Raw genomic sequence first — 21,571 nt, forward strand, 5'->3', positions numbered from 1 at the left:
TCAAAAGACCTCCGCTCCGGATCGGCCCAGCGCCGCATCCGGAGCGCAAGACCAACAACAAGACCGACAGCAAGCGTATATAACGGGTACAGGGGATCGGCGTGGCAGAGATGGCCGTTCAGAGCGATATAATCGACGACGCCGGACCGTATGATCGCGCCAAGGCCTTGAGCGCGTTCAAGCTCGGCGACGTCACCTTCTACTGGATCACGCGGCTCTCCGCGATCTCGGTACTGCTGATCCTCGGCGGCATCATCGTTTCGCTGATCGTCGGCGCTTTCCCGGCGATCAAGGAATACGGCCTGTCGTTCCTGTGGACGCAGCGCTGGGCGCCGTCGGCGGATCCGCCCGTGCTCGGCGCGCTCGGGCCGATGTACGGCACGCTCGTCACCTCCTTCATCGCGATGCTGATCGCCATTCCCGTCGGGCTCGGCATTGCGATCTTCCTCACCGAGCTCTGTCCGCAATGGCTGCGCCGCCCGATCGGGATGGCGATCGAGCTGCTCGCCGGCATTCCCTCGATCATCTACGGCATGTGGGGCTTCTTCGTGCTGGGCCCGTTCCTGGCCAACACCTTCCAGCCCTTCATGATCAAGATCTTCGACGGCGTCCCCGTCTTGGGCGCGATCTTCGCGGGGCCCCCGTCCTATCTCAGCCTGTTCAACGCCGCGCTGATCCTTGCCATCATGGTGCTGCCCTTCATCACCTCGATCTCGGTCGACGTGTTCAAGACGGTGCCGCCGGTGCTGAAGGAGGCCGCCTACGGCGTCGGCTGCACAACCTGGGAAGTCGTCCGCAGCGTGGTGATCCCCTACACCCGCGTCGGCGTCATTGGCGGCGTCATGCTGGCGCTGGGGCGCGCGCTCGGCGAGACTATGGCGGTGACGTTCATCATCGGCAACTCGTTCCGCATCTCCTCCTCGATCTTCGCCCCGGGCACCACGATCTCGGCGGCGATCGCATCCGAGTTCGCCGAGAGCGACGGCCTGCACCAGTCCGGCCTGATCCTGCTCGGCCTTCTGCTGTTCGTGCTGACGTTCTTCGTGCTGGCCGCCGCCCGGCTGATGCTGATGCGGCTGGAAAAGAAGGCGGGGAACTAACGCCATGAACCCGATCTATTCACGCCGCCGCCGCAAGGACTTCATCATCCGCGGCCTCTGCATGGCCGCCGCCGCCTTCGGCGTCACCTGGCTTGCGCTGATCCTGATCACGCTGCTTTACAACGGCATCGCCGGTCTGAACCTTGAGATTTTCGTGGCGGACACGCCGCCTCCCGGCTCGACCGAAGGCGGCCTGCGCAACGCCATCGTCGGTTCGATCATCATGACCGTGCTCGGCGTCGGCGTCGGCGCGCCGCTCGGCCTGTTCGCCGGCACCTATCTCGCCGAGTACGGCCGCAATGACAAGCTGACGTCGGTGATCCGCTTCATCAACGACATCCTGCTCTCGGCGCCCTCGATCATCATCGGCCTGTTCATCTACGGCGCGGTGGTGGTGCCGATGCGCGGCTTCTCGGCGATCGCCGGCAGCCTCGCGCTCGCCGTCATCGTCATCCCGGTGGTGCTGCGCACGACCGAGGACATGCTGCTGCTGGTGCCGAACGCACTGCGCGAGGCGGCGTCCGCCCTCGGCCTGCCGCGCTCGCTGGTGATCAAGCGGATCGCCTATCGCGCCGCCCGCTCCGGCCTCATCACCGGCGTGCTGCTCGCAACCGCCCGCGTCGCCGGCGAGACCGCGCCGCTGCTCTTCACCGCGCTGTCGAACCAGTTCTTCAGCCTCGGCCTGAACAAGACGATGGCGAACCTGCCTGTCACCATCAACAACTTCGTCCAGAGCCCCTACGCCTATTGGAAGCAGCTGGCCTGGAGCGGCGCGCTGCTGATCACGATTACCGTGCTTGCCCTGAACATTGGCGCGCGCATCCTTGGCGCCGAGAGGACCGCAAAATGAGTGAGCTTTCCGTATCGATGAGCGCGGCTGGTGGTTTGCCCCAGGCGCCGGTGTTGCCCGAGGCTCCGGCCAAGGTGACGGTGCGCAACCTCAACTTCTACTACGGCGAGCACCACGCGCTGAAGAACATCAACCTGACGCTCGGCGCCAACCGCGTCACCGCGTTCATCGGCCCGTCGGGCTGCGGCAAGTCGACCCTGCTGCGCATCTTCAACCGGATGTACGACCTCTATCCGGGTCAGCGCGCCACCGGCCAGCTCATGCTCGACCAGACCAACATCCTCGACGGCAAGCTCGACCTCAATCTGCTGCGCGCCCGCGTCGGCATGGTGTTCCAGAAGCCGACGCCGTTCCCGATGACGATCTACGAGAACATCGCCTTCGGCATCCGCCTCTACGAGAAGATCTCGAAGTCCGAGATGGACGGCCGCGTCGAGAAGGCGCTGCGCGGCGGCGCGCTGTGGAACGAGGTCAAGGACAAGCTCAACGCCTCCGGCCTGTCGCTCTCCGGCGGCCAGCAGCAGCGCCTCTGCATCGCCCGCACCGTCGCGGTGCGGCCCGAGGTGATCCTGTTCGACGAGCCCTGCTCGGCGCTCGACCCGATCTCGACCGCCAAGGTCGAGGAGCTGATCCAGGAACTGTCCGAGAACTACACGATCGCGATCGTCACCCACAACATGCAGCAGGCGGCGCGCGTCTCCGACAAGACCGCCTTCATGTATCTCGGCGAGCTGATCGAGTTCGACGACACCAGCAAGATCTTCACGTCGCCGAGCGACCGGCGCACGCAGGATTACATCACCGGCCGGTTCGGCTGAGGAGACGGGACATGGGTTCTGAACATACCGCAAAGGCCTTCGACACCGACCTCCAGGAGCTCACCCGGCTCGTCGCCGAGATGGGCGGGATTGCCGAGCGCATGATCGTCGATTCCGTCGACGCGCTGATCCGCCGCGACGTCGCGCTCGGCCAGCGCGTGGTCGCCACCGACACCGAGCTCGACGCGCTGCAGAAGCGCATCGAGGAGCGCGCCGTGCTCACCATCGCCCGCCGCCAGCCGATGGCGGTCGATCTGCGCGAGATCGTCGGCGCCATGCGCGTTGCGACCGATCTCGAGCGCATCGGCGACCTCGCCAAGAACATGGGCAAGCGCGTCGCGGCGCTGGAGACGGATTTCCATCCGCTCAAGCTGTTCCGCGGCCTCGAGCACATGACCGACCTCGTGCAGCAGCAGGTCAAGTCGGTGCTGGACGCCTATGCCGCGCACGATCTGCCGGCGGCGATGGCGGTGTGGAAGGGCGACGAGGAAGTCGACGCCATCTGCACCTCGCTGTTCCGCGAGCTCCTCACCTACATGATGGAGGATCCGCGCAACATCTCGTTCTGCATCCATCTGATGTTCTGCGCCAAGAACATCGAGCGGATCGGCGACCACGCCACCAACATCGCCGAGACCGTGTTCTACATGATCGAGGGCCAGGCGATCACCGACAAGCGGCCGAAGGGCGACATGACGACCTTCGCCACGACGGTCCCGAATACCTGAAGACGCAAGGAGCGACGACACCATGGGCGCACGCATTATGGTGGTTGAGGACGAGGAAGCTCTCACCGAGCTTCTCCGCTACAACCTCGAAGGCGACGGCTATGACGTCGAGACGGTGATGCGCGGCGACGACGCCGACACCCGCCTCAAGGAACATATCCCCGATCTGATCGTGCTCGACTGGATGCTGCCGGGCCTGTCGGGCATCGAGCTGTGCCGGCGGCTGCGGACCCGGCCCGAGACCAAGCAGCTGCCGATCATCATGCTCACCGCGCGCGGTGAGGAGAGCGAGCGGGTGCGGGGTCTTGCGACCGGCGCGGACGATTACATCGTCAAGCCGTTCTCGGTGCCGGAGCTGCTGGCGCGCGTGAAGGGCCTGCTGCGGCGCGCCAGCCCCGAGCGGCTCGCCACCGTGCTCGCCTATGGCGACATCGAGCTCGATCGCGACAAGCGCCGCGTGGCGCGCTCGGGCCGGCCGATCGACCTCGGCCCGACCGAATATCGCCTGCTGGAGTTCTTCCTGGAGCATCCCGGCCGCGTGTTCTCGCGCGAGCAGCTGCTCGACAGCGTCTGGGGCCGCGACATCTACATCGACGAGCGTACCGTCGACGTCCATATCGGCCGCCTGCGCAAGCTGCTCAATCTCGGCCGCGAGCAGGATCCCATCCGCACCGTCCGCGGCGCCGGCTACGCGCTGGATGATCGCTTTGCGAAGGCGGAGCAGACGTAAGTCTGTGCGGATGTTTTAGGGCTGAGTGCGACCGCAAACTCAGTGGTCGTCCCGGCGAAGGCCGGGACCCATAACCACAGGAAGTGGTTTGGCGAAGACGAGTTGTTCGGAATTGGCACCGCAGACGAGTCGATAGACCTCGCGGTATGGGTCCCGGCCTTCGCCGGGACGACACGGAGTATTTTGAGCCGTCATCGCGCGACACTAGCAGCGCGGGCTTAAACTCACCGCGAGGGCTTGGCCGGTGCGCGCCGGCGATCCGCGGCTGGCTGATACGCCACGCGCGAGTGCTGGGCGCAGTAGGGCAGGCCCGACAGCGCCTTGCCGCCGCAGAAGAAGAAATCCGCGCTCGAGGGATCGCCGACCGGCCAGTGGCAGGTCGCCTCGTTCAGCTCCAGCAGCGACAGCCGCTGGCTCATCGGCACCACGTTGTCGTAGGTGACCGGTTCGGCCTCCACCTCGACCTCGAAGGCCTGCGCCAGCGCGGTGTTGCCGCGCGCAATGGGGCGGCTCACCCGCATCATGTGCTGCGCGGGGCGCGCCTTGCGCGGCCGCGGAGCCGCCGATGACGGGCTCTTGGCGCGGCCGGACAGGCCGAGCCTGTGCACCTTGCCGATCACGGCATTACGGGTCACATTGCCGAGCTCGGCTGCGATCTGGCTGGCCGATAATCCGGCCTCCCAGAGCTTTTTCAACTGCTCGACGCGATCGTCGGACCAGGTCAAAACCGTCATTGCACCCTTTCCCTCGCCGTGCGGCTGCCATCCTGGCGCCTCGCGGCGAATGCCTAAGCCTCGAAAAACCCGTGCCGTCAGAATCCCTTAAGGCTCGCCGGGCGCACCAGATGCGCCCGAACGTTTACGCCGGTACATGAGGACTTAGAGGATCAGAACTGCTGCACGAGATGTCGTATCTGACAAGCCAAACGCTACAATATGGCGTGACTCACGCGCAAGAGTCAGCCGACTCGCTTCCACATGTTCCGTGGCCAAAACCCGGCAAATTTGGCACCGCAAGACTACGGATTCAGCGTTTCGCGAGGCTTTCGGGCGGCATTGACACCGGTTTCACCAAGCATAAGATAGTGTCACGTGCCGCCCTTAAAAGGCGGCACGTTTCGTTTTCCGGGCCGGTCAATGGTGCGTTGCGCAATGCACGCTCACACCGTCCGCAACATCAAGTGACCGTCATGACTAGCAGCGCAGCGCCGCATTTGCTTCCCGTTTTCGCCAGGTCCGACCTCGGTTTCGAGCGCGGCGAAGGCTGCTGGCTGATTGCGACCAATGGCGATCGCTATCTCGATTTTACGTCCGGCGTCGCGGTGAACGCGCTCGGCCACGCCCATCCCGCGCTGGTCAAGGCGCTGCAGGAGCAGGCGACAAAACTCTGGCACATGTCGAACCTGTTCCAGAGCCCGGATGGCGAGAAGCTCGCTACGCGCCTGTGCAATGAAAGCTTCGCGGACTTCGTGTTCTTCTGCAATTCCGGCGCCGAGGCGCTGGAAGGTGTGATCAAGCTGGTCCGCCATCACCACTTCTCCAAGGGGCATCCGGAACGCTACCGCATCATCACCTTCGAAGGCGCCTTCCACGGCCGCACGCTGGCGACGCTGGCTGCAACGGGATCTGCAAAATATCTCGAAGGTTTTGGTCCGCCGATGGATGGCTTCGACCAGGTGCCGCATGGCGACATCGAGGCCGTCAAGAAGGCGATCGGTCCGCAGACCGCCGGCATCCTGATCGAGCCGATCCAGGGCGAGGGCGGCGTACGTTCCGCAACGCCTGCGTTCCTCAAGGCATTGCGCCAACTCTGCGATGAGAAGGGCTTGCTGCTCGCCTTCGACGAGGTGCAGACCGGCATGGGCCGCACCGGCGATCTGTTCGCGCATCGCCGCACCGGCGTCACGCCTGACGTGATGTCGCTGGCCAAGGCGCTCGGCGGCGGCTTCCCGATCGGCGCGATCCTGGCGACCGCGGATGCGGCGGCCGGCATGGGTCCCGGCTCGCACGGCTCGACCTTCGGCGGCAATCCGCTCGCGATCTCGGCTGCAAATGCCGTGCTCGACGTCATGCTCAAGCCCGGCTTCTTCGACCACGTGCAGAAGATGTCGCTGCTGCTCAAGCAGAAGCTCGCCTCCGTGATCGACCGTTATCCTGACATCGTCAGCGAAGTGCGCGGCGAAGGCCTTCTGATCGGCATCAAGGCCGTGGTGCCATCAGGCGATCTCGGTGCGGCGCTGCGCAATGAAAAACTGCTCACGGTCGGCGCCGGCGACAATGTCGTGCGTTTCCTGCCGCCCCTGATCGTCACCGAGGCCGAGATCGAGGACAGCGTCGGGCGGCTCGAGCGCGCCTGCGCCGCGATCTCGTCCAGTCAGACCAAGCGGGCGGCAAGTTGATGAGCAAGTCGCCGAAGCACTTCCTCGATATCAACGAGCTCCCGCTGTCGGAGCTCAAGAGCATGCTCGACGCCTCCTCCGCCATGAAGGCGAAGCAGAAGGCGCATCAGCCGGTGAGGCCGCTCGAAGGCAAGACACTGGCGATGATCTTCGAGCGCCCCTCGACCCGCACCCGGGTGTCGTTCGATGTCGCCATGCGCCAGCTCGGCGGCGAGCCCATCATGCTCACCGGCGCCGAGATGCAGCTCGGCCGTGGCGAGACCATCGCCGACACCGCGCGCGTGCTGTCGCGCTATGTCGACGCCATCATGATCCGCATCCTCAACCACGACGCGCTGCTGGAGCTCGCGGCCAACGCGACCGTGCCCGTCATCAACGGCCTGACCCGACGCTCGCATCCCTGCCAGGTGATGGCCGACCTCCTGACCTACCAGGAGCACCGCGGCCCGATCGAGGGCCGGACGGTGGCCTGGACCGGCGACGACAACAACGTGCTGGCGTCCTGGGCGCATGCCGCCGAGCGCTTCAAGTTTCAGCTCAACGTCGCAACGCCTCCGGAGCTCGCGCCGAAGAAGGCGATGCGCGACTGGATCAAGACGTCAGGCGCGCCGATCATGCTCGGCACCGATCCGGAAGCCGCCGTGCGCGGCGCCGATTGCGTCGTCACCGACACCTGGGTGTCGATGGGCGACAAGGAGGGCGAGCACCGCCACAACGTGCTCAAGCCCTACCAGGTCAATGCCAAGCTGATGTCGCTGGCCAAGCCCGACGCGTTGTTCATGCACTGCCTGCCCGCCCATCGCGGCGAGGAGGTCACCGACGAGGTGATCGACGGCCCGCAATCGGTCGTGTTCGACGAGGCCGAAAACCGCCTGCACGCGCAGAAGGGCATTCTGGCCTGGTGTTTTGACGCGGTGAAGTAACGGGACGAACTATCCGTCGTCCCGGCGAAGGCCGGGACCCATACCGCGTGATCTCTCGGTTGCGGAAAGTAGGGGTACCGAACGGCGAATCTTCGCATAACCACGCCTTGTGGTTATGGGTCCCGGCCTTCGCCGGGACGACACCGAATTTGCAATATCGTGTGCAATCATAACTGCATCCGGAGCACGCTGCCTCACGCCCCCCTTCCATTTCCCACCCACCGACCCCAGATAAACGGCCATGGTTTCCCAATCCCCTGACATGAAAACCGGGCCTGAAGGCCCGGTTCGCGCACCATCAGCAGTTCCGATCGACGATGCCGTGCTGCCCTACGAGGTCGACGCGCTCGACGTGCGCGGCCGGCTGGTGCGGCTCGGTCCGGCGCTCGACGACATCCTGACCAAGCACGATTATCCCGCTGCCGTGGGCAAGCTGCTCGGCGAGGCCATCGTGCTGACGACGCTGCTCGGAACGGCACTGAAATTCGAGGGCCGCTTCATCCTCCAGGCCCAGACCGATGGCCCGGTGTCGTTCCTGGTGGTGGATTACAAGGCGCCGGATCAACTTCGTGCCTATGCCCGCTTCGACGCCGCGCGCCTCGGTGAGATCAGGGATTCCGGCACGCTGCTCGGCCGCGGCCATCTCGCCATGACCATCGACCAGGGCCCCGACATGAGCCGCTACCAGGGTCTGGTCGCGCTCGACGGCGGCAGCCTCGAAGACGCCGCCCACGAATATTTCCTGCGCTCCGAGCAGATCCCGACGCGCGTGCGTCTTGCGGTCGGCGAGGAGTGGCGCTCGAACGACGGCGGCAAGCATCGCTGGCGCGCCGGCGGCATGCTGATGCAGTTTTTGCCGAAGGCGCCGGAGCGCGCGCGGCAGGCGGACTTGCATCCCGGCGATGCGCCCGAAGGCGCCGAAGTGCACGCTGTCGCTGAAGACGACGCCTGGGTCGAGGCGCGCTCGCTGATCGAGACCGTCGAGGACGTCGAGCTGATCGATCCGGAGCTGTCCGGCGAGCGGCTGCTCTACCGCCTCTTCCACGAGCGTGGCGTGCGCGTGTTCAAGCCGCTGGTCCTGAAGGCGCAATGCTCCTGCTCGCGCGACGCGGTCGCCTCGATGCTGAAGAGCTTTTCGCCGGACGATCGCGCCGCGATGGTCAAGGACGACAAGGTCGTCGTCACCTGTGAGTTCTGCTCGTCGGTGTACGATTTCACGCCCGATGAGGCGGGCGTAGAGGACGCGTAGCAGGGCGCGGTCGTAGTTCGTAGCCCGGGTGAGCGCAGCGATACCCGGGAATCCGCTCGCAAAGGTCCCGGATGTCGCTGCGCTCATCCGGGCTACAGGCCTCATTGCTTCGCTGCGCTAGCAATGAAAATCTGGAAGCAGCGAACGTCGCTCTCTCACCGTCACCCTGAGGCGCCCGCCTTCTCGGCGAGCCTCGAAGGACGACGGAACTGGCGAGGGCGCGCCGAAATCGGCCGCAATGACGGGATTGGGGAAGCTGCGCGCCAGGAACTCGGACATCGTAGGGTGGGCAAAGCGACTTGTCCGCCGTAGCTCGAAGAGCGAAGGCGGAAGCGTGCCCACCATCTTTAAGCGTGACCACCGAAATGGTGGGCACGGCGCTTTACGCCTTTGCCCACCCTACGGCACCGCCCCTAGTTCAACACCCGCTTGTTGTCCGGGCTATCGAGCGAAAACGTCGGCACGTCGATCTCGAAGCGTTCGCCGCTTTCGCTGATCATCTGGTAGCGGCCGGTCATGAAGCCGGAGGCGGTCGAGAGCGGTACGCCGGAGGTGTATTCGAAGCGCTCGCCGGGGGCCAGGGTCGGCTGCTCGCCGACCACGCCCTCGCCCTTCACCTCCTGCTGCCGGCCGGTGGCGTCGGTGATGATCCAGTGCCGCGTCTTGAGCTGCACGGTCTCGTCGCCGGAATTGGTGATGACGATGGTGTAGGACCAGAAATAGCGGGAGCGGTCGGCCGACGACTGTTCCGGAACAAAGTTCGGCTCGACGGTCACTTCGATCTGGCGGGTCACGGCGCGGTACATGGCTGCCATCATAACGAAAACCCGGCCGGGAACCAAACGCCGCAGGCGGCTTTCGCGACATCGAACCGCCAGAATTCGCGGAGAAAGACACCCCCAGGGAAGACACCCTTATGTGATCTGGCCGCTTTGCGAGACGACGGCCGGACCGGTACAATCCTTATTTAACGTCGCGATTTGTGTGAGGGTTTTCAGGCCCCGATGACCATTGCGGACCAAGTGACGGGATCGACGATCGCGGGAGCCAAGCCTGTGGACGCAAAGCCGCGTGCGGCCGCGCCGGCCATCTCGCTGCCCGCCATCGGCGAGCGCGAGCTCCGGCTCGACCTGTTCCGCGGCCTCGCGCTGTGGCTGATCTTCATCGACCATCTGCCGACAAGTCTGCTGACCTGGTTCACGATCCGCAATTACGGCTTCAGCGACGCCACCGAGATCTTCATCTTCATCTCCGGCTACACCGCCGCCTTCGTTTACGGCCGCGCGATGCTGGAGAGCGGCGTCGTCATCGCCACCGCGCGCATCCTGCGCCGGGTCTGGCAGATCTATGTCGCCCACGTCTTCCTGTTCACGATCTTCCTCGCCGAGATCTCCTACGTCGCGACCAGCTTCGAGAACCCGCTCTACACCGAAGAGATGGGCATCATGGACTTCCTCAAGCAGCCCGACGTCACCATCGTGCAGGCGCTGCTGCTGCGCTTCCGTCCCGTCAACATGGACGTGCTGCCGCTCTACATCGTGCTGATGCTGGCGCTGCCTGTGATCCTGTGGTCGATGAAGTGGAAGCCCGATGTCACGCTCGGCCTCTCGGTCGTGCTCTACGTGGTCACCTGGCAATACGACCTCTACTTCTCCGCCTATCCGAACGGCTTCTGGGCGTTCAATCCGCTGGCCTGGCAATTGCTTTTCGTCTTCGGTGCATGGTGTGCGCTCGGAGGTGCGCGGCGCATGTCGCGTATTCTGGCTTCACCGGTGACGATGTGGATCGCGATCGCCTATATCGTCGCGGCGTTCTACGTGACGCTGACCTGGTACCTGCCGCAGCTCTCGCATCTGATGCCGAAGCGGCTCGAACAGTGGATGTATCCGATCGACAAGACCGATCTCGACGTGCTGCGCTTCACGCATTTCCTGGCGCTGGCCGCGCTCACCGTGCGCTTCCTGCCGCGCGACTGGCCGGGCCTGAAATCGCCCTGGCTGCGGCCGCTGATCCTGTGCGGCCAGCATTCCCTGGAGATCTTCTGCCTCGGCGTCTTCCTGGCCTTCGCCGGTCATTTCATCCTGGCCGAGGTCTCCGGCGGCGCCGTCATGCATGCGGTGATTAGTCTCTCCGGAATCCTGATCATGTGGGGCGTCGCCTGGGTGATTTCGTGGTACAAGCGCGTAGCTGACAAGAGCGGTGCGAAAACCAAAAACGCCGTCGGCAACGCCGATATGGCGGGAGGGGGCTGATGAAGGCGAAGGTTCTCCTGAGCCTGATCCTGCTATGCGGTGGCCTCGCCGCGCCGCCGGCGCGCGCGGAGGATGCTGCGCAGCCCGCTCCGGCCGCGCCCGCGGCCTGCGAATTGCCCTCCTATCTGCTCAGCAGCGAAGCCCAGCTTCCCAAGGTCGCCGACGCCATCAAGGCCGGCAAACCGCTCGAAATCCTGGTCATCGGCAGCCGCTCGACCACGATTCCGGCCTCCGAGGACGCTTCCTATCCGGCGCGCATGCAGGCCATTTTGAAGGACAAGCTGCCGCCGTCGGAAGCGGTGCACGTCTCCGTAGAAATACAGAGCAAGAAGACGGCAGAGGAGGCGGCCGCCAGCTTCGTTAAGCTGATGGAAGCAAAAAGGCCTACTTTGGTCATCTGGCAGACCGGGACCGTGGATGCTATCCGAGCAATCGATCCCGACGATTTTCGCGGCGCGGTGACCGAAGGGGTTTCCGCATTGCAAAATGCAGGGGCTGACGTCGTGTTGATGAACTTGCAGTACAGCCCGCGTACCGAAACCATGATCTCGGTGCCGCCCTATCTCGACAACATGCGGGTGGTGGCACAGGAGCATGACATCCCGCTGTTCGACCGTTTCGCGATCATGCGGCAGTGGAACGATCAGGGTCAGTTCGACCTGTTCAGCCCGTCCCGCGGGCCTGAGCTGGCGAAACAGGTCCATGATTGCCTTGGCCGGGCGTTGGCACAGTTCGTGATTGATGCTGCCCATCTGGGGCCGGCCCAGCAGCAAAATTGAGGTCTAGCGTTAATGAGTTCTCTCCGCCCTTTTGGCCTGACGGCATGGCTGGTTGCGCCCGCGGCGGCGGCGCTGTTGGTGCTGACGCCTGCTTCGCAATCGCGCGCGCAGGCGCAAGCCGCGCAGGCGACGCCCGCGCAGACCGCTAATCCCGCCCCCGCTTCGCCCTCCCAGACCACCGTCGCCGTGACGTCCCCCGAACAGCGCGGCATCACCGCGCGCGCCATCGACAAGGTGAAGCAGGTCGCGAAATCCGCCGGCGACGTCTTCAACCGCGTTCCCTGCCTGCCGCCGAAGGGCGGCTCGAAGACGATGGGCTCGCTGCCGCATGTCGCGAACAAGCTCGTCGCCGGCAAGCCTGTCGTGATCGTCGCGTTCGGCTCGTCGTCGACCGCCGGCTATGGCGCGAGTTCACCCGATTTCAACTATCCGAACCGTCTCGCCGCGCAGCTGCGCCGGCAATATCCGACCGCCGACATCACCGTCATCAATGCCGGCGTCGGCGGCGAGGACGCGCCCGAGATGATGAAGCGCCTCCAGAAGGAGGTGATCGACGTGCATCCGGATATGGTGATCTGGCAGGTCGGCACCAACGCCGTGCTGCGCAATCTCGATCCCGGCGACACCGCCAAGATGGTCGAGGACGGCATCTCCCGCATCCAGGCCGCCGGCGGCGCAGATATCGTGCTGGTCGATCCGCAATATTCGCCGGCCGTCAACCAGCGCAAGGAGAGCGCCGGCAAGATGGTGAAGCTGCTCGGCAAGGTCGCCGAGCTCCGTCACGTCGGCATCTTCCCGCGCTTCGAGGTGATGCGCGACTGGCACGAGAACCAATCGATCCCGGTCGAGAGCTTCGTCATCGCCGACGGCCTGCACATGAACGATTGGGGTTATGCCTGCTTCGCCCAGCTGCTCGGCGACGACATCATCCGCTCCGTCGGCCAGATCAAGCTCGGGGTCAACGTGCCCGGGGATGTGCGGGCGTACCGGCCGATGTAGTTCGGCTGCGTAGCCGTAGGGTGGGCAAAGGCGCGCTCTTCGCGCGCCGTGCCCACCATCTATCGTTAGCTCAATAGTGAATGGTGGGAACGCTTCGCTTTGCCCACCCTGCTCGCTCCCCTCACGCCTTCTCCAGCGCCGCCGTCAGATCCTCGATCAGATCGTCCGCATGCTCGAGCCCCGCGGAGAAGCGGATGAAGCCCTCGCTGATGCCGAGCGCGGCGCGGTCTTCCGGCTTCAGGCGCTGATGCGTCGTGGTCGCCGGATGCGTGACGAGGCTCTTGGCGTCGCCGAGATTGTTCGAGATCTTCGCGAGCTTGAGCTCGTTGAGCACGCGGAACGCGGCCGCCTTGCCGCCCTTGACCTCGAAGCCGACCAGCGTCGAGCCGCCGCGCATCTGCTTCTTCACCAGCGCCGCCTGCGGATGATCGGCGCGGCCGGGATAGATCAGCCGCGAGATTTTGGGATGGCTCGCCAGCACCTCGGCGACGCGGGCCGCGGTGTCGGTCTGCGCGCGCACGCGCACGGCCAGCGTCTCCAGGCCCTTGAGCAGAACCCAGGCGTTGAACGGCGAGATCGACGGCCCGGTCTGGCGCATGAAATTGTGGAGGTGCTCGGCGATGAAGGCTTCCGAGGACAGGATGATGCCGCCGAGGCAGCGGCCCTGGCCGTCGATGTGCTTGGTCGCGGAATAGACCACGACGTCGGCCCCTAACGCGAGCGGGCTCTGCCAGATCGGGGTTGCGAACACGTTGTCGACGACGAGCCGCGCGCCGCCCTTGTGCGCGATCTCGGCGATCCCGGGGATGTCGAGCACGTCGAGCGTCGGATTGGTCGGGCTCTCCAGGAAGAACGTCTTGGTGTTCGGTCGCAAGGCCCGCTGCCACTGGTCGAGATCGAGGCCGTCCACCAGCGTGGTCTCGATGCCGTAGCGCGGCAACAGGTCCTGGATGACGTAGAGGCACGAGCCGAACAGCGCGCGGGAGGCGACCACGTGGTCGCCGGCCTTCAGCGGCGCCAGGATCGCGGTCGTTACCGCGGCCATGCCGGTCGCGGCCGAACGCGCCGCCTCGGCGCCCTCGAGCTCGATCATGCGGCGCTCGAACATCGCGATGGTGGGGTTGGAGTAGCGCGAATAGATGAAGCCGGGATCCTCGCCCTTGAACCGCGCCTCGCACTCCTCGGCGCTGTTGTAGACGTAGCCTTGCGTCAGGAACAGCGCCTCCGACGTCTCGCCAAATTGCGAGCGCAGGGTGCCGGAATGGACCAGACGGGTTTCGGGGCGGTAAGCAGCAGGCGACTTCGACATAGGTACCTCCGACATGACCGTCTCGTCGAAAACGGTCACAAAAAAACCGGCCTGGATATATCCACGGGCCGGGATCACAGAGGTCCCCGGCCTGTTTAGCGACTTATTTAACGTGGCTGCAAGCCGGCCGGCTCAAATCACCACGGGATAAGTGATGCTCATATTCCGCAATGGCCTTTCCGTCAAGGCGTCCATCGGATAGCCGTAAAAGGCTAGTATTTCCCACATGTCCGGATGCGTTTGACCCCTGACGAGGACCCCCGGTTGAGTTTCACGATTGCCGCCGACGCCAATGGTATCCTGCCCGACCGCATGATCGCGGCGATGGCGGAGGGCGGCCTCATCCTGCCCGCCTACGACTTCGTCGAAAGCCAGATCCAGCCGGCGAGCCTCGATTTGCGTCTCGGCGACATCGCCTATCGCGTCCGCGCCAGCTTCCTGCCCGGTCCCGGCGCCACGGTGGCCGAGCGCATCGACGAGTTGAAGCTGCACGAGTTCAGCCTTGCCGACGGCGCGGTGCTCGAAACCAACTGCGTCTACATCGTGCCGCTGCTGGAAAGCCTCGCGCTGCCGCCGGAGATCGTCGCGGCCGCGAACCCGAAGAGCTCCACCGGCCGGCTCGACGTCTTCACCCGCGTGATCGCCGACGGCACCCGCCGCTTCGACATGATCGGCGCCGGATATCACGGCCCGCTCTATGCCGAGATCAGCCCGAAGACGTTTCCGGTGCTGGTGCGCGAAGGCTCGCGCCTCTCGCAGGTGCGCTTCCGCACCGGTGACGCCATCCTCAATGCCGACGAACTCGACGCGCTGCATGCGTCCGAGCGCCTCGTCGACATCGACGATGCCGATCTGTCCGGCGGCGTCGCCGTCTCCGTCGATCTGTCCGGCGAGAAGGCCAGCGGCTTCGTCGGTTATCGCGCCAAGCGCCACACCGGCGTCGTCGATGTCGATCGCCGCTCCGGCTATTCCGTCGAGGACTTCTGGGAGCCGATCTCGGCCCGTCCCGACGGCAGCCTGATCCTCGATCCCGGCGAGTTCTACATCCTCGCCTCGAAAGAGGCCGTGCAGGTGCCGCCCGACTTTGCCGCTGAGATGGTGCCGTTCGATCCGCTGGTCGGCGAATTCCGCGTGCACTATGCCGGCTTTTTCGATCCCGGCTTCGGCTATGCCGGCGCCGGCGGGCTGGGATCGCGCGCCGTGCTGGAGGTGCGCTCGCGCGAAGTGCCGTTCATCCTCGAGCACGGCCAGATCGTCGGCCGCCTCGTCTACGAGAAGATGCTGGCCCGCCCCGACGCGATGTACGGCCAGCGCATCGGCTCGAACTACCAGGCGCAGGGATTGAAGCTCTCGAAACATTTTCGGGTGTAGCCACATCCCCAACTGTCATGCCCCGGCTTGACCGGGGCATCCAGTACGCCGCGGCGTCTCGATTCAATCACAACGGCCTCTGGAATACTGGATCGCCCGGTCTTCGCCGGGCGATGACAGCGAATGTGTGGCGTGTTGCGCCGCCTCAGCCGCGATGACACACTCCCGCAAAACAACAAGCCGGGAGCGAACATGACCGCCGCAGCCGACTCCGCGCAGGACGCCCAATGGAAACGCTGGCGCGCGGTCGCCGATCTCTATCACGCCTATTTCACCGGCCTCATCCTGACCGTGGTCACGCGGCGCGGTACGGCGGATGCCGCGGAGTTCGTCTTCCGCGTGTTCCGTCGCCAGCAGCAGGAGCGTTTCCTGCCGGGGCTTGCGAAGCTCGGCCTTAGCCATCTGCCGCCGGCGGTCGCGGCTGCTCAATATCACTATCTCTCCAACTGGATCGGCGGCGTACATGTCGAATACATGTATGAGAGCGACGTTAAGGCCTGGATCCGCTATCCGCCGCCGCGCTGGATCTGGAAGGGCACCGCGATCTGCGGCGTGCCGGGCGAGGTTTCTCGCGCGATGCTGCGCGGCTGGCACGCCAACAACGGCGTGGCCCTCGGGGATCTGCGCCTCGGCTTCGTCTGCACCAAGCAGAGCGTCGACGGCCAGGACGGGCTCGAAGGCTATTACCATCAATACGACCATCCGCTCGAGCTCGACCAGCGACTGGTGTTCGCGCGGCACCTCGAGGCGCCGCTGTTCAATGCTGCGACCGCGCCGGCGCTGCCGGTCGCGAGCTGGCCGAAGCCGCGGCTGGAAAAAGCCTATCGCAACTATGCGATGGAATATGTCCGCACCGCCGCGCCCGTGATGGTGCAGCTGTTCGGCCCGGAAGACGCCGGCTATCTGCTGCATCTCACCGGCAGGCTGATCGGGATGCAGTATTTCGACGAGGTCGCGGCGGCGCTCACGATGAGCCGCGGCGGCGCGAGGGAGTTCGCATCGTTCCTGAACGCGTTGTTCGCCGCGCAGGACGACCGTGTTGAGATGACGCAGTCCGAAGGCACTTTCGAGCTCCGCCAGCAGAGCTGGAAGTTGATGGACGACGTCGCTGACTATCATCGCGCCTGCGCCAAGGTGCTGGAGGGATTGCTCGAGGGATTGGCTGCCGGCTGCGGTCGGCATATCAGCGTCCACATGCGCCCGGCCGCAGGCGGCCGTCCGCCGCTGGTCTGGACGATCGAATAGCGAAGGCTCGATCCGCGGGCTTCGCCTCTCCCCGCGTGCGGGGAGAGGCCGACGCGCGTAGCGCGGCGGGTGAGGGGGGCTCTCCGCGAGTCCAGCTCTCACCGTCCTCGCGGAGACTCCCCCTCACCCCGACCCTCTCCCCGCAAGCGGGGAGAGGGAGAAAAGGCAATTCCACCCACTGAAATGCGCTGCCGCAGGGCACGCCTGCATCAGGCGCAGGAGGAATCGGCGCGTGCCGTGCTAACAAGCCCCTGGCCGCGCCTTTTGCGCGATGAAATTTATTGGCACACCTAGTCATTGCCGCGCCGCAAATGGCGCTCGTGCCCGGGAGAGGACATGTCCGACATCGCCGAGATCCCGGTCGATGAACAAGAACGCCCGCTGCCGCCGCTCCCGCGTCCCGTGAAGAGCGCGCTGGTGGACGGGCCGATCCTGCGCACGCTGCTCTCCCTCGCCTGGCCGAACGTGATCGCGCTGTCGGCCGGCACCTGCACGGTGATCGCCGAGACCTCCTATATCGGCCGGCTCGGCGTCGAGGCGCTGGCCGCTATGGCGCTGGTGTTTCCGACAGTGATCCTGACCATGACGATGTCGGGCGGCGCCATGGGCGGCGCGGTGGCCTCCGCCATTGCTCGGGCGCTCGGCGCCGGCGATCGCGAGCGCGCCGGCACGCTCGCCGCGCATGCGATGCTGATCGGCATCAGCTTCGGTCTCGTCTTCATGCTGGGCATGCTGATCTTCGGACCCAGGGTGCTCGAAATGCTCGGCGGCCGCGGCGATGTGCTCACGCATGCGATCGCCTACACGCAGGTGTTTTTCGGCGGCGCCGTGCTGCCCTGGCTGCTCAACACCATGGCGGGCATCTTGCGCGGCACCGGCAACATGAAGCTGCCGTCGTTCCTCATCCTCAACTCCGCGGCCTGGCAGATCCTGCTCGGCGGCACGCTCGGCCTCGGGCTCGGGCCGGTGCCGCAGTTCGGCATGCGCGGCGTCGCGGCCGGCGCGCTGATCGCCTATTGCTTCAACATCTGCATCATGGGCTGGTACCTGTTCTCGGGACGCGCGCGGATCGCACCGAAGCTGCGCGGCTTGCGCATCCAGTGGGCGATGTTCTTCGACATCCTGAAGGTCGGCGCCATCGCCTGCTTCTCGCCGCTGCAATCGGTGCTGACGATCTCGATCTTCACCCACATGCTGGCGAAGTTCGGCACCGCGATCCTCGCCGGCTACGGCATCGGTGCGCGGCTGGAATTCCTGCTGACCTCGATCGCGTTCTCGTTCGGCATCGCCTCGGTGCCGATGGTCGGCATGGCCATCGGCGCCGGCCGCATCGCGCGTGCCCGGCGCATTGCCTGGATCGCGGGCGCGAGCGCATTCGTCGCGGTCGGTGCGCCGGCGTGCCTGGTCGCACTGTTCCCCGATCTCTGGGTCAACATCTTCACCGACAGCGCGACCGTGCGCGCGACCAGCCACCAATATCTGTCGACGGTGGCGCCGTTCTACGCCTTCATCGGGCTCGCCTCGACGATGTATTTCTCCTCGCAAGGCGCGGCCAAGGTGATCGGGCCGGTGCTGGCGCAGACCGTGCGGCTGATCTACATCTCGGCGACCGGCTGGTGGCTGTCGACGCATGACGCCAGCGCGCAGAGCTTCTTCTGGCTGGCCGCGAGCTCGATGGTCGTGCTGGGCCTGCTGTCGTGCTCCAGCGTGGTGCTGACCCGCTGGGGACCACGCGAGAGCAAGCCCGCGATCAGGCCGGCTCTCTCAGGTGTTGCGGACTAGCGATGCCTGTGGCGGCGATGGCCGCCACCGCCGCCGGCATTGGCGAGCCGCATCAATTGCGGGATCATCGCCATCATGTCGCCACCACTGGTGCCGCCGAGCATGCCCATGATGTCGCCGCCGCCCATGCCGCCGAGCCCCGTTGGCATATAGCCGCCTCCACCCATCGGCGTGTAGCCGCCATAATTGGGCGCACCAAACCCGCCGCCGAGATTGCCGCCACCGAGACCACCGAGGCCACCGCCGCCCATCATGCCGCCGAAGCCGCCGCCGCCGTTCTCCATCATCCGGCTCATCATCGGACCCATGGTCTGCATCAGCATGGCGAAGCGGCGCTTGCCCATCTTCGCCTTCATCATCTCCAGCATCGGCGCCATCTGGGTCATCATGTCCTCGCCGCCGGCACCTCCGCCGCCACCGTAGCCTGCGAACTGCGCCTTCGCGGGCGTGCTCGCGACCGAGAACAGCAGCAGCACGGCGGCTGCCTGGCAGATCACCTTGTCCGCACCTCTCATGGCATGCTCCTCGCGTGCGTGGCTTCGCCGGGAGAGCAGAGCCAACCGGACGCACGCGGCCATGGTTAGGGCCGAGGAGAGGAGGGCTCTGTGAGAAAAATCACAGAGCTGCGGGGCCTGGGCCGCCGTTACGCTGCGGCTGGCGGAAACGCCTTGTGCAAGGCGATCACGGCCTCCCCGGTTTGCTCCTGGACGTAAGCCGCAAGCTCGTTCGGCAGCATGTCGATGGTCCAGAGCAAGCGGCTCTTGCCATCGCCGTCGGCGATCACCTGCACCGAGGCGCTGTAGTGCTTCAGCCGCTCGTTGTTGATGGCATAGACGAGGCGCTGTCGCGCATCGTTGCAATCGACCAGCACCTCGCGCGCAACGGAACCGTTGGCGAAGGTGACGATGCGTGCATCGCCATCGAGCGTGCAGGCCGTGACGAAGCCCGGCACCAGTCGCCGGTGCAGCGCGCCGAAATCGCGCACCGCGTCCCAGACGTCGCGCGCGGGGGCATTGAGGGGGACGTCGTTGTGGATGGAGGCCATGATCAAGTCCTTTGATGTGGAGAGGCGAGCCATGAGGCCGTCAGCTCAAGTGTCATCGCCCGCCTTGTGCGCACTTGCGCACTGGGGCGGGCGATCCAGTACTCCGTGACGCCAGTGATGAAATCGAGAAGCCGCGGTGTACTGGATGCCCCGGTCAAGCCGGGGCATGACGGCGCGCGTGGTGGGGACCATCGCCCTCACACACAAACCGCCTCGACATTGTTGCCGTCCGGATCGATCAGAAACGCCGCGTAATAGGTCGGGCTGTAATCCTTGCGCGGGCCGGCGCCGCCATTGTCGCGGCCGCCGCTCTTCAGGCCCTCGCTGTGGAACGCCTTGACCGCGTCATGAGTCCCGGCGCGAAACGCGATATGCGCGCCGTCGGCCTTCCGCCCCTTGTTCAGGTGCAGCCACAGCGCCGGCTCGCCCTTCGGCCCGAAGCCGGCATAGCCGTCGCCGCTCGAGCACAGGACGTAGCCGAGCGGCGCCAGCACAGCGGTGTAGAACCGCGTGGCGGCATCGAGATCGGCTACGCGAAGTCCGATGTGGTCGTACATGTTCGTCTCCATTGCAAAGCGCGCCGCGAGTGGCGCACGCCGGAGACGAACCTAGTCAATTGAGGGCAGGCCGCTCTTGGAGAATCTTGCGCCCGGCGCCCGGCTAGTTCGCCGGTACGCCCGCCTGCCAGCGGACCACCCGTTTCAGGTGATAGACCTGAACCCACATGTTCGCTCCAATCACGCTGATCGTTGCGACGATCAGGGCTGTGAGCTTCTGCGGTGTATGCAAGGCGAGGACGAGCAGGAACGCGGAAAGGGCCGCCGTGACGCCGAAGCTGAACCAGAGCCCAACGAGCCGTGGTGCAAACCAGGCCGGCTGACCGTCGCTGTCCCACTGCATCGGAATCCTGCGCGAGCTGATCCGGCGGCCGTAATAGAGGGCACAACCCGCGATGAAGGCGAGGCCGACGACAAGCGCGATCAGCGTGGCCGCAATCACGTCACTCGAGGCACTGTTCATCTGCCGGTTCGCCGCGTTGAAGGGGCGCCAGGTCGCCCTTTGGTTGTAGTACCGCGCGATGTACCGCAAGCGCCAGCGCGTCACACCTGTCTGGTCAACAGACTGTTACCCTGCGATGCGGCCGACGTGTCTCAGTTGAGGACGAGGCGTTCCCCGAAGATCCTGCGCTCGCCCTTCGACGCCTGCCGGAACTTCGTCGGCGACACGCCGGCGGCACGATGGAAGGTGCGGACGAAATTGGAGAGATCGCCGAAGCCGACGTCATAGGCGACGTCGGTGACCGCGATGTCGTCCTCGGTGAGCAGGCGCGCGGCGTGTCGCAGCCGCGAGCGCACCAGATATTGATGCGGGGTGACGCCGAGCACGGCCGAGAACAGCCGCAGGAAATGGAACGGGCTCAGTCCCGCCTGCCGCGCGGCCTGTTCAAGGTCGACCTCTTCATGCGAGTTGGCGTCGATCCACAGCGCGGCTTCGACGGCGCGGCGGCGGTCGCGTGCGGTGGGTGTGGCCGGCTTGCGCGCCTTGCCCGAGACGACGTCAACGAAGCGGCCGGCGAGGATCTGGCCGATCTCGTCGAGGCCCAGATCGCTGTTGCCATCTGCCGCCGTCTGGGCGAGTTCGCCCAGCACCATCAGCTCGGGCAGCGGCGGTGTCGCGCCGACCTTCCAGATCTCGCGCCGTCCCCCGAGGGCATCGACCAGGTCCTCGCTGAAGAAGAAGCCCAGGCAGACGTCGCCGCTGACATGCTCATGCGTGCAGGTGTATTCCTCGCCGGGCGCGCCGACCAGCATCGAGCCTGCCACCAGTTCGAAGAAGCCGGCGCGGCAATGGCAGCCGAAGCTGCCGGCGCGGACATAGGCGATGGAATGGCCGGTGCGGCACTCCGCAAACGGCGTGTCGTCCGGCCCCGCATCGCAGCGGAACTCGGAGACCGTGATCGAGCGTGTCGTCAGCAGCGTGGTTGCATCCATGC

22 protein-coding genes and 1 riboswitch are annotated in these 21,571 nt (G+C 65.5%); of the genes, 14 read left to right on the forward strand and 8 right to left on the reverse strand.

Annotation, left to right across the window (positions count from 1 at the left end; all coding sequences use genetic code 11):
* Positions 1-110 precede the first annotated feature (110 nt).
* From pstC to phoB, 5 genes are read left to right on the forward strand one after another with little or no spacing between them, the layout of a single operon-like run.
* On the forward strand, positions 111-1,100 hold the full coding sequence (gene pstC, locus A3M7_RS0101420) for a phosphate ABC transporter permease subunit PstC (protein ID WP_027542309.1): 990 nt from the start codon (positions 111-113) through the stop codon (positions 1,098-1,100).
* A 4-nt stretch (positions 1,101-1,104) separates the two neighbouring features.
* Positions 1,105-1,950 (forward strand): phosphate ABC transporter permease PstA, encoded by an 846-nt coding sequence (pstA, locus tag A3M7_RS0101425; protein WP_027542310.1) that lies wholly within the window; start codon positions 1,105-1,107, stop codon positions 1,948-1,950.
* Positions 1,947-2,768 (forward strand): phosphate ABC transporter ATP-binding protein PstB, encoded by an 822-nt coding sequence (gene pstB, locus A3M7_RS0101430; protein ID WP_027542311.1) that lies wholly within the window; start codon positions 1,947-1,949, stop codon positions 2,766-2,768. Before pstA ends, pstB begins: the two co-directional genes overlap by 4 nt.
* 11 nt (positions 2,769-2,779) lie before the next feature.
* Positions 2,780-3,496 (forward strand): phosphate signaling complex protein PhoU, encoded by a 717-nt coding sequence (gene phoU / locus A3M7_RS0101435; protein WP_011083915.1) that lies wholly within the window; start codon positions 2,780-2,782, stop codon positions 3,494-3,496.
* A gap of 22 nt (positions 3,497-3,518) precedes the next feature.
* Positions 3,519-4,226 carry a phosphate regulon transcriptional regulator PhoB gene (gene phoB, locus A3M7_RS0101440; protein ID WP_008143479.1) on the forward strand — a complete coding sequence of 236 codons (708 nt, stop codon included), beginning with the start codon at positions 3,519-3,521 and terminating at the stop codon, positions 4,224-4,226.
* Between the two features lie 224 nt (positions 4,227-4,450).
* On the opposite strand, the gene A3M7_RS0101445 is transcribed toward phoB, so the two are convergent.
* Positions 4,451-4,960, reverse strand: coding sequence for a GcrA family cell cycle regulator (locus A3M7_RS0101445; protein ID WP_027542312.1), 510 nt, complete (start codon positions 4,958-4,960; stop codon positions 4,451-4,453).
* A 455-nt stretch (positions 4,961-5,415) separates the two neighbouring features.
* On the opposite strand from A3M7_RS0101445, the gene A3M7_RS0101450 reads away from it, so the two are divergent.
* The 3 genes from A3M7_RS0101450 (at position 5,416) to A3M7_RS0101460 (ending at position 8,796) form a co-directional block, all read left to right on the forward strand.
* On the forward strand, positions 5,416-6,624 hold the full coding sequence (locus tag A3M7_RS0101450) for an aspartate aminotransferase family protein (protein WP_027542313.1): 1,209 nt from the start codon (positions 5,416-5,418) through the stop codon (positions 6,622-6,624).
* Positions 6,624-7,547, forward strand: a complete 924-nt coding sequence (gene argF / locus A3M7_RS0101455; RefSeq protein WP_027542314.1) for an ornithine carbamoyltransferase — start codon at positions 6,624-6,626, stop codon at positions 7,545-7,547. The genes A3M7_RS0101450 and argF overlap by 1 nt, the downstream gene beginning before the upstream one ends.
* A 241-nt stretch (positions 7,548-7,788) precedes the next feature.
* The gene (locus A3M7_RS0101460; protein ID WP_027542315.1) at positions 7,789-8,796 is read left to right on the forward strand and encodes an Hsp33 family molecular chaperone; all 1,008 of its coding nucleotides are present in this window, start codon (positions 7,789-7,791) and stop codon (positions 8,794-8,796) included.
* 413 nt (positions 8,797-9,209) lie between these two features.
* On the opposite strand, the gene apaG is transcribed toward A3M7_RS0101460, so the two are convergent.
* A complete protein-coding gene (gene apaG / locus A3M7_RS0101465) occupies positions 9,210-9,602 on the reverse strand; it encodes a Co2+/Mg2+ efflux protein ApaG (protein WP_027542316.1) in 393 nt (130 codons plus the stop codon).
* A gap of 198 nt (positions 9,603-9,800) precedes the next feature.
* Between apaG and A3M7_RS0101470 the strand changes: the two genes are divergently transcribed.
* Genes A3M7_RS0101470 through A3M7_RS0101480 form a run of 3 tightly spaced genes read left to right on the forward strand, consistent with a single transcriptional unit; the run spans position 9,801 to position 12,826 of the window.
* The gene (locus tag A3M7_RS0101470) at positions 9,801-11,048 is read left to right on the forward strand and encodes an OpgC domain-containing protein (protein ID WP_027542317.1); all 1,248 of its coding nucleotides are present in this window, start codon (positions 9,801-9,803) and stop codon (positions 11,046-11,048) included.
* Positions 11,048-11,827 (forward strand): lipolytic enzyme, encoded by a 780-nt coding sequence (locus tag A3M7_RS0101475; protein ID WP_027542318.1) that lies wholly within the window; start codon positions 11,048-11,050, stop codon positions 11,825-11,827. Before A3M7_RS0101470 ends, A3M7_RS0101475 begins: the two co-directional genes overlap by 1 nt.
* 12 nt (positions 11,828-11,839) lie before the next feature.
* Complete coding sequence (locus tag A3M7_RS0101480; protein WP_027542319.1) at positions 11,840-12,826, forward strand: SGNH/GDSL hydrolase family protein; 987 nt, start codon at positions 11,840-11,842, stop codon at positions 12,824-12,826.
* Positions 12,827-12,947: 121 nt separating this feature from the next.
* Here the strand turns inward: A3M7_RS0101480 and A3M7_RS0101485 are convergent, their stop codons facing one another.
* A complete protein-coding gene (locus A3M7_RS0101485; protein ID WP_027542320.1) occupies positions 12,948-14,135 on the reverse strand; it encodes an O-succinylhomoserine sulfhydrylase in 1,188 nt (395 codons plus the stop codon).
* A gap of 74 nt (positions 14,136-14,209) precedes the next feature.
* Positions 14,210-14,289: riboswitch (SAM riboswitch) on the reverse strand.
* An 80-nt stretch (positions 14,290-14,369) separates the two neighbouring features.
* On the opposite strand from A3M7_RS0101485, the gene A3M7_RS0101490 reads away from it, so the two are divergent.
* The 3 genes from A3M7_RS0101490 (at position 14,370) to A3M7_RS0101500 (ending at position 18,533) form a co-directional block, all read left to right on the forward strand.
* Positions 14,370-15,506 carry a 2'-deoxycytidine 5'-triphosphate deaminase gene (locus A3M7_RS0101490; protein ID WP_084301481.1) on the forward strand — a complete coding sequence of 379 codons (1,137 nt, stop codon included), beginning with the start codon at positions 14,370-14,372 and terminating at the stop codon, positions 15,504-15,506.
* A gap of 192 nt (positions 15,507-15,698) precedes the next feature.
* Entirely contained in the window at positions 15,699-16,751 is a 1,053-nt protein-coding gene (locus A3M7_RS0101495) for a hypothetical protein (RefSeq protein ID WP_027542322.1), read from the forward strand.
* A gap of 336 nt (positions 16,752-17,087) precedes the next feature.
* A complete protein-coding gene (locus A3M7_RS0101500; protein ID WP_027542323.1) occupies positions 17,088-18,533 on the forward strand; it encodes an MATE family efflux transporter in 1,446 nt (481 codons plus the stop codon).
* On the opposite strand, the gene A3M7_RS0101505 is transcribed toward A3M7_RS0101500, so the two are convergent.
* From A3M7_RS0101505 to A3M7_RS0101525, 5 genes are all read right to left on the reverse strand, one after another.
* On the reverse strand, positions 18,530-19,048 hold the full coding sequence (locus A3M7_RS0101505; RefSeq protein ID WP_027542324.1) for a hypothetical protein: 519 nt from the start codon (positions 19,046-19,048) through the stop codon (positions 18,530-18,532). The genes A3M7_RS0101500 and A3M7_RS0101505 overlap by 4 nt on opposite strands.
* Before the next feature lie 128 nt (positions 19,049-19,176).
* The gene (locus A3M7_RS0101510; RefSeq protein WP_027542325.1) at positions 19,177-19,578 is read right to left on the reverse strand and encodes an SRPBCC family protein; all 402 of its coding nucleotides are present in this window, start codon (positions 19,576-19,578) and stop codon (positions 19,177-19,179) included.
* A gap of 197 nt (positions 19,579-19,775) precedes the next feature.
* Positions 19,776-20,135, reverse strand: a complete 360-nt coding sequence (locus A3M7_RS0101515; RefSeq protein ID WP_027542326.1) for a VOC family protein — start codon at positions 20,133-20,135, stop codon at positions 19,776-19,778.
* Positions 20,136-20,238: 103 nt separating this feature from the next.
* Positions 20,239-20,667 (reverse strand): hypothetical protein, encoded by a 429-nt coding sequence (locus A3M7_RS43655; RefSeq protein ID WP_198033678.1) that lies wholly within the window; start codon positions 20,665-20,667, stop codon positions 20,239-20,241.
* A 62-nt stretch (positions 20,668-20,729) separates the two neighbouring features.
* Positions 20,730-21,569 (reverse strand): helix-turn-helix transcriptional regulator, encoded by an 840-nt coding sequence (locus A3M7_RS0101525; RefSeq protein ID WP_027542327.1) that lies wholly within the window; start codon positions 21,567-21,569, stop codon positions 20,730-20,732.
* Positions 21,570-21,571 lie beyond the last annotated feature (2 nt).

It is taken from the genome of Bradyrhizobium sp. WSM2254, from assembly GCF_000472645.1.
Lineage (GTDB): Bacteria > Pseudomonadota > Alphaproteobacteria > Rhizobiales > Xanthobacteraceae > Bradyrhizobium > Bradyrhizobium niftali.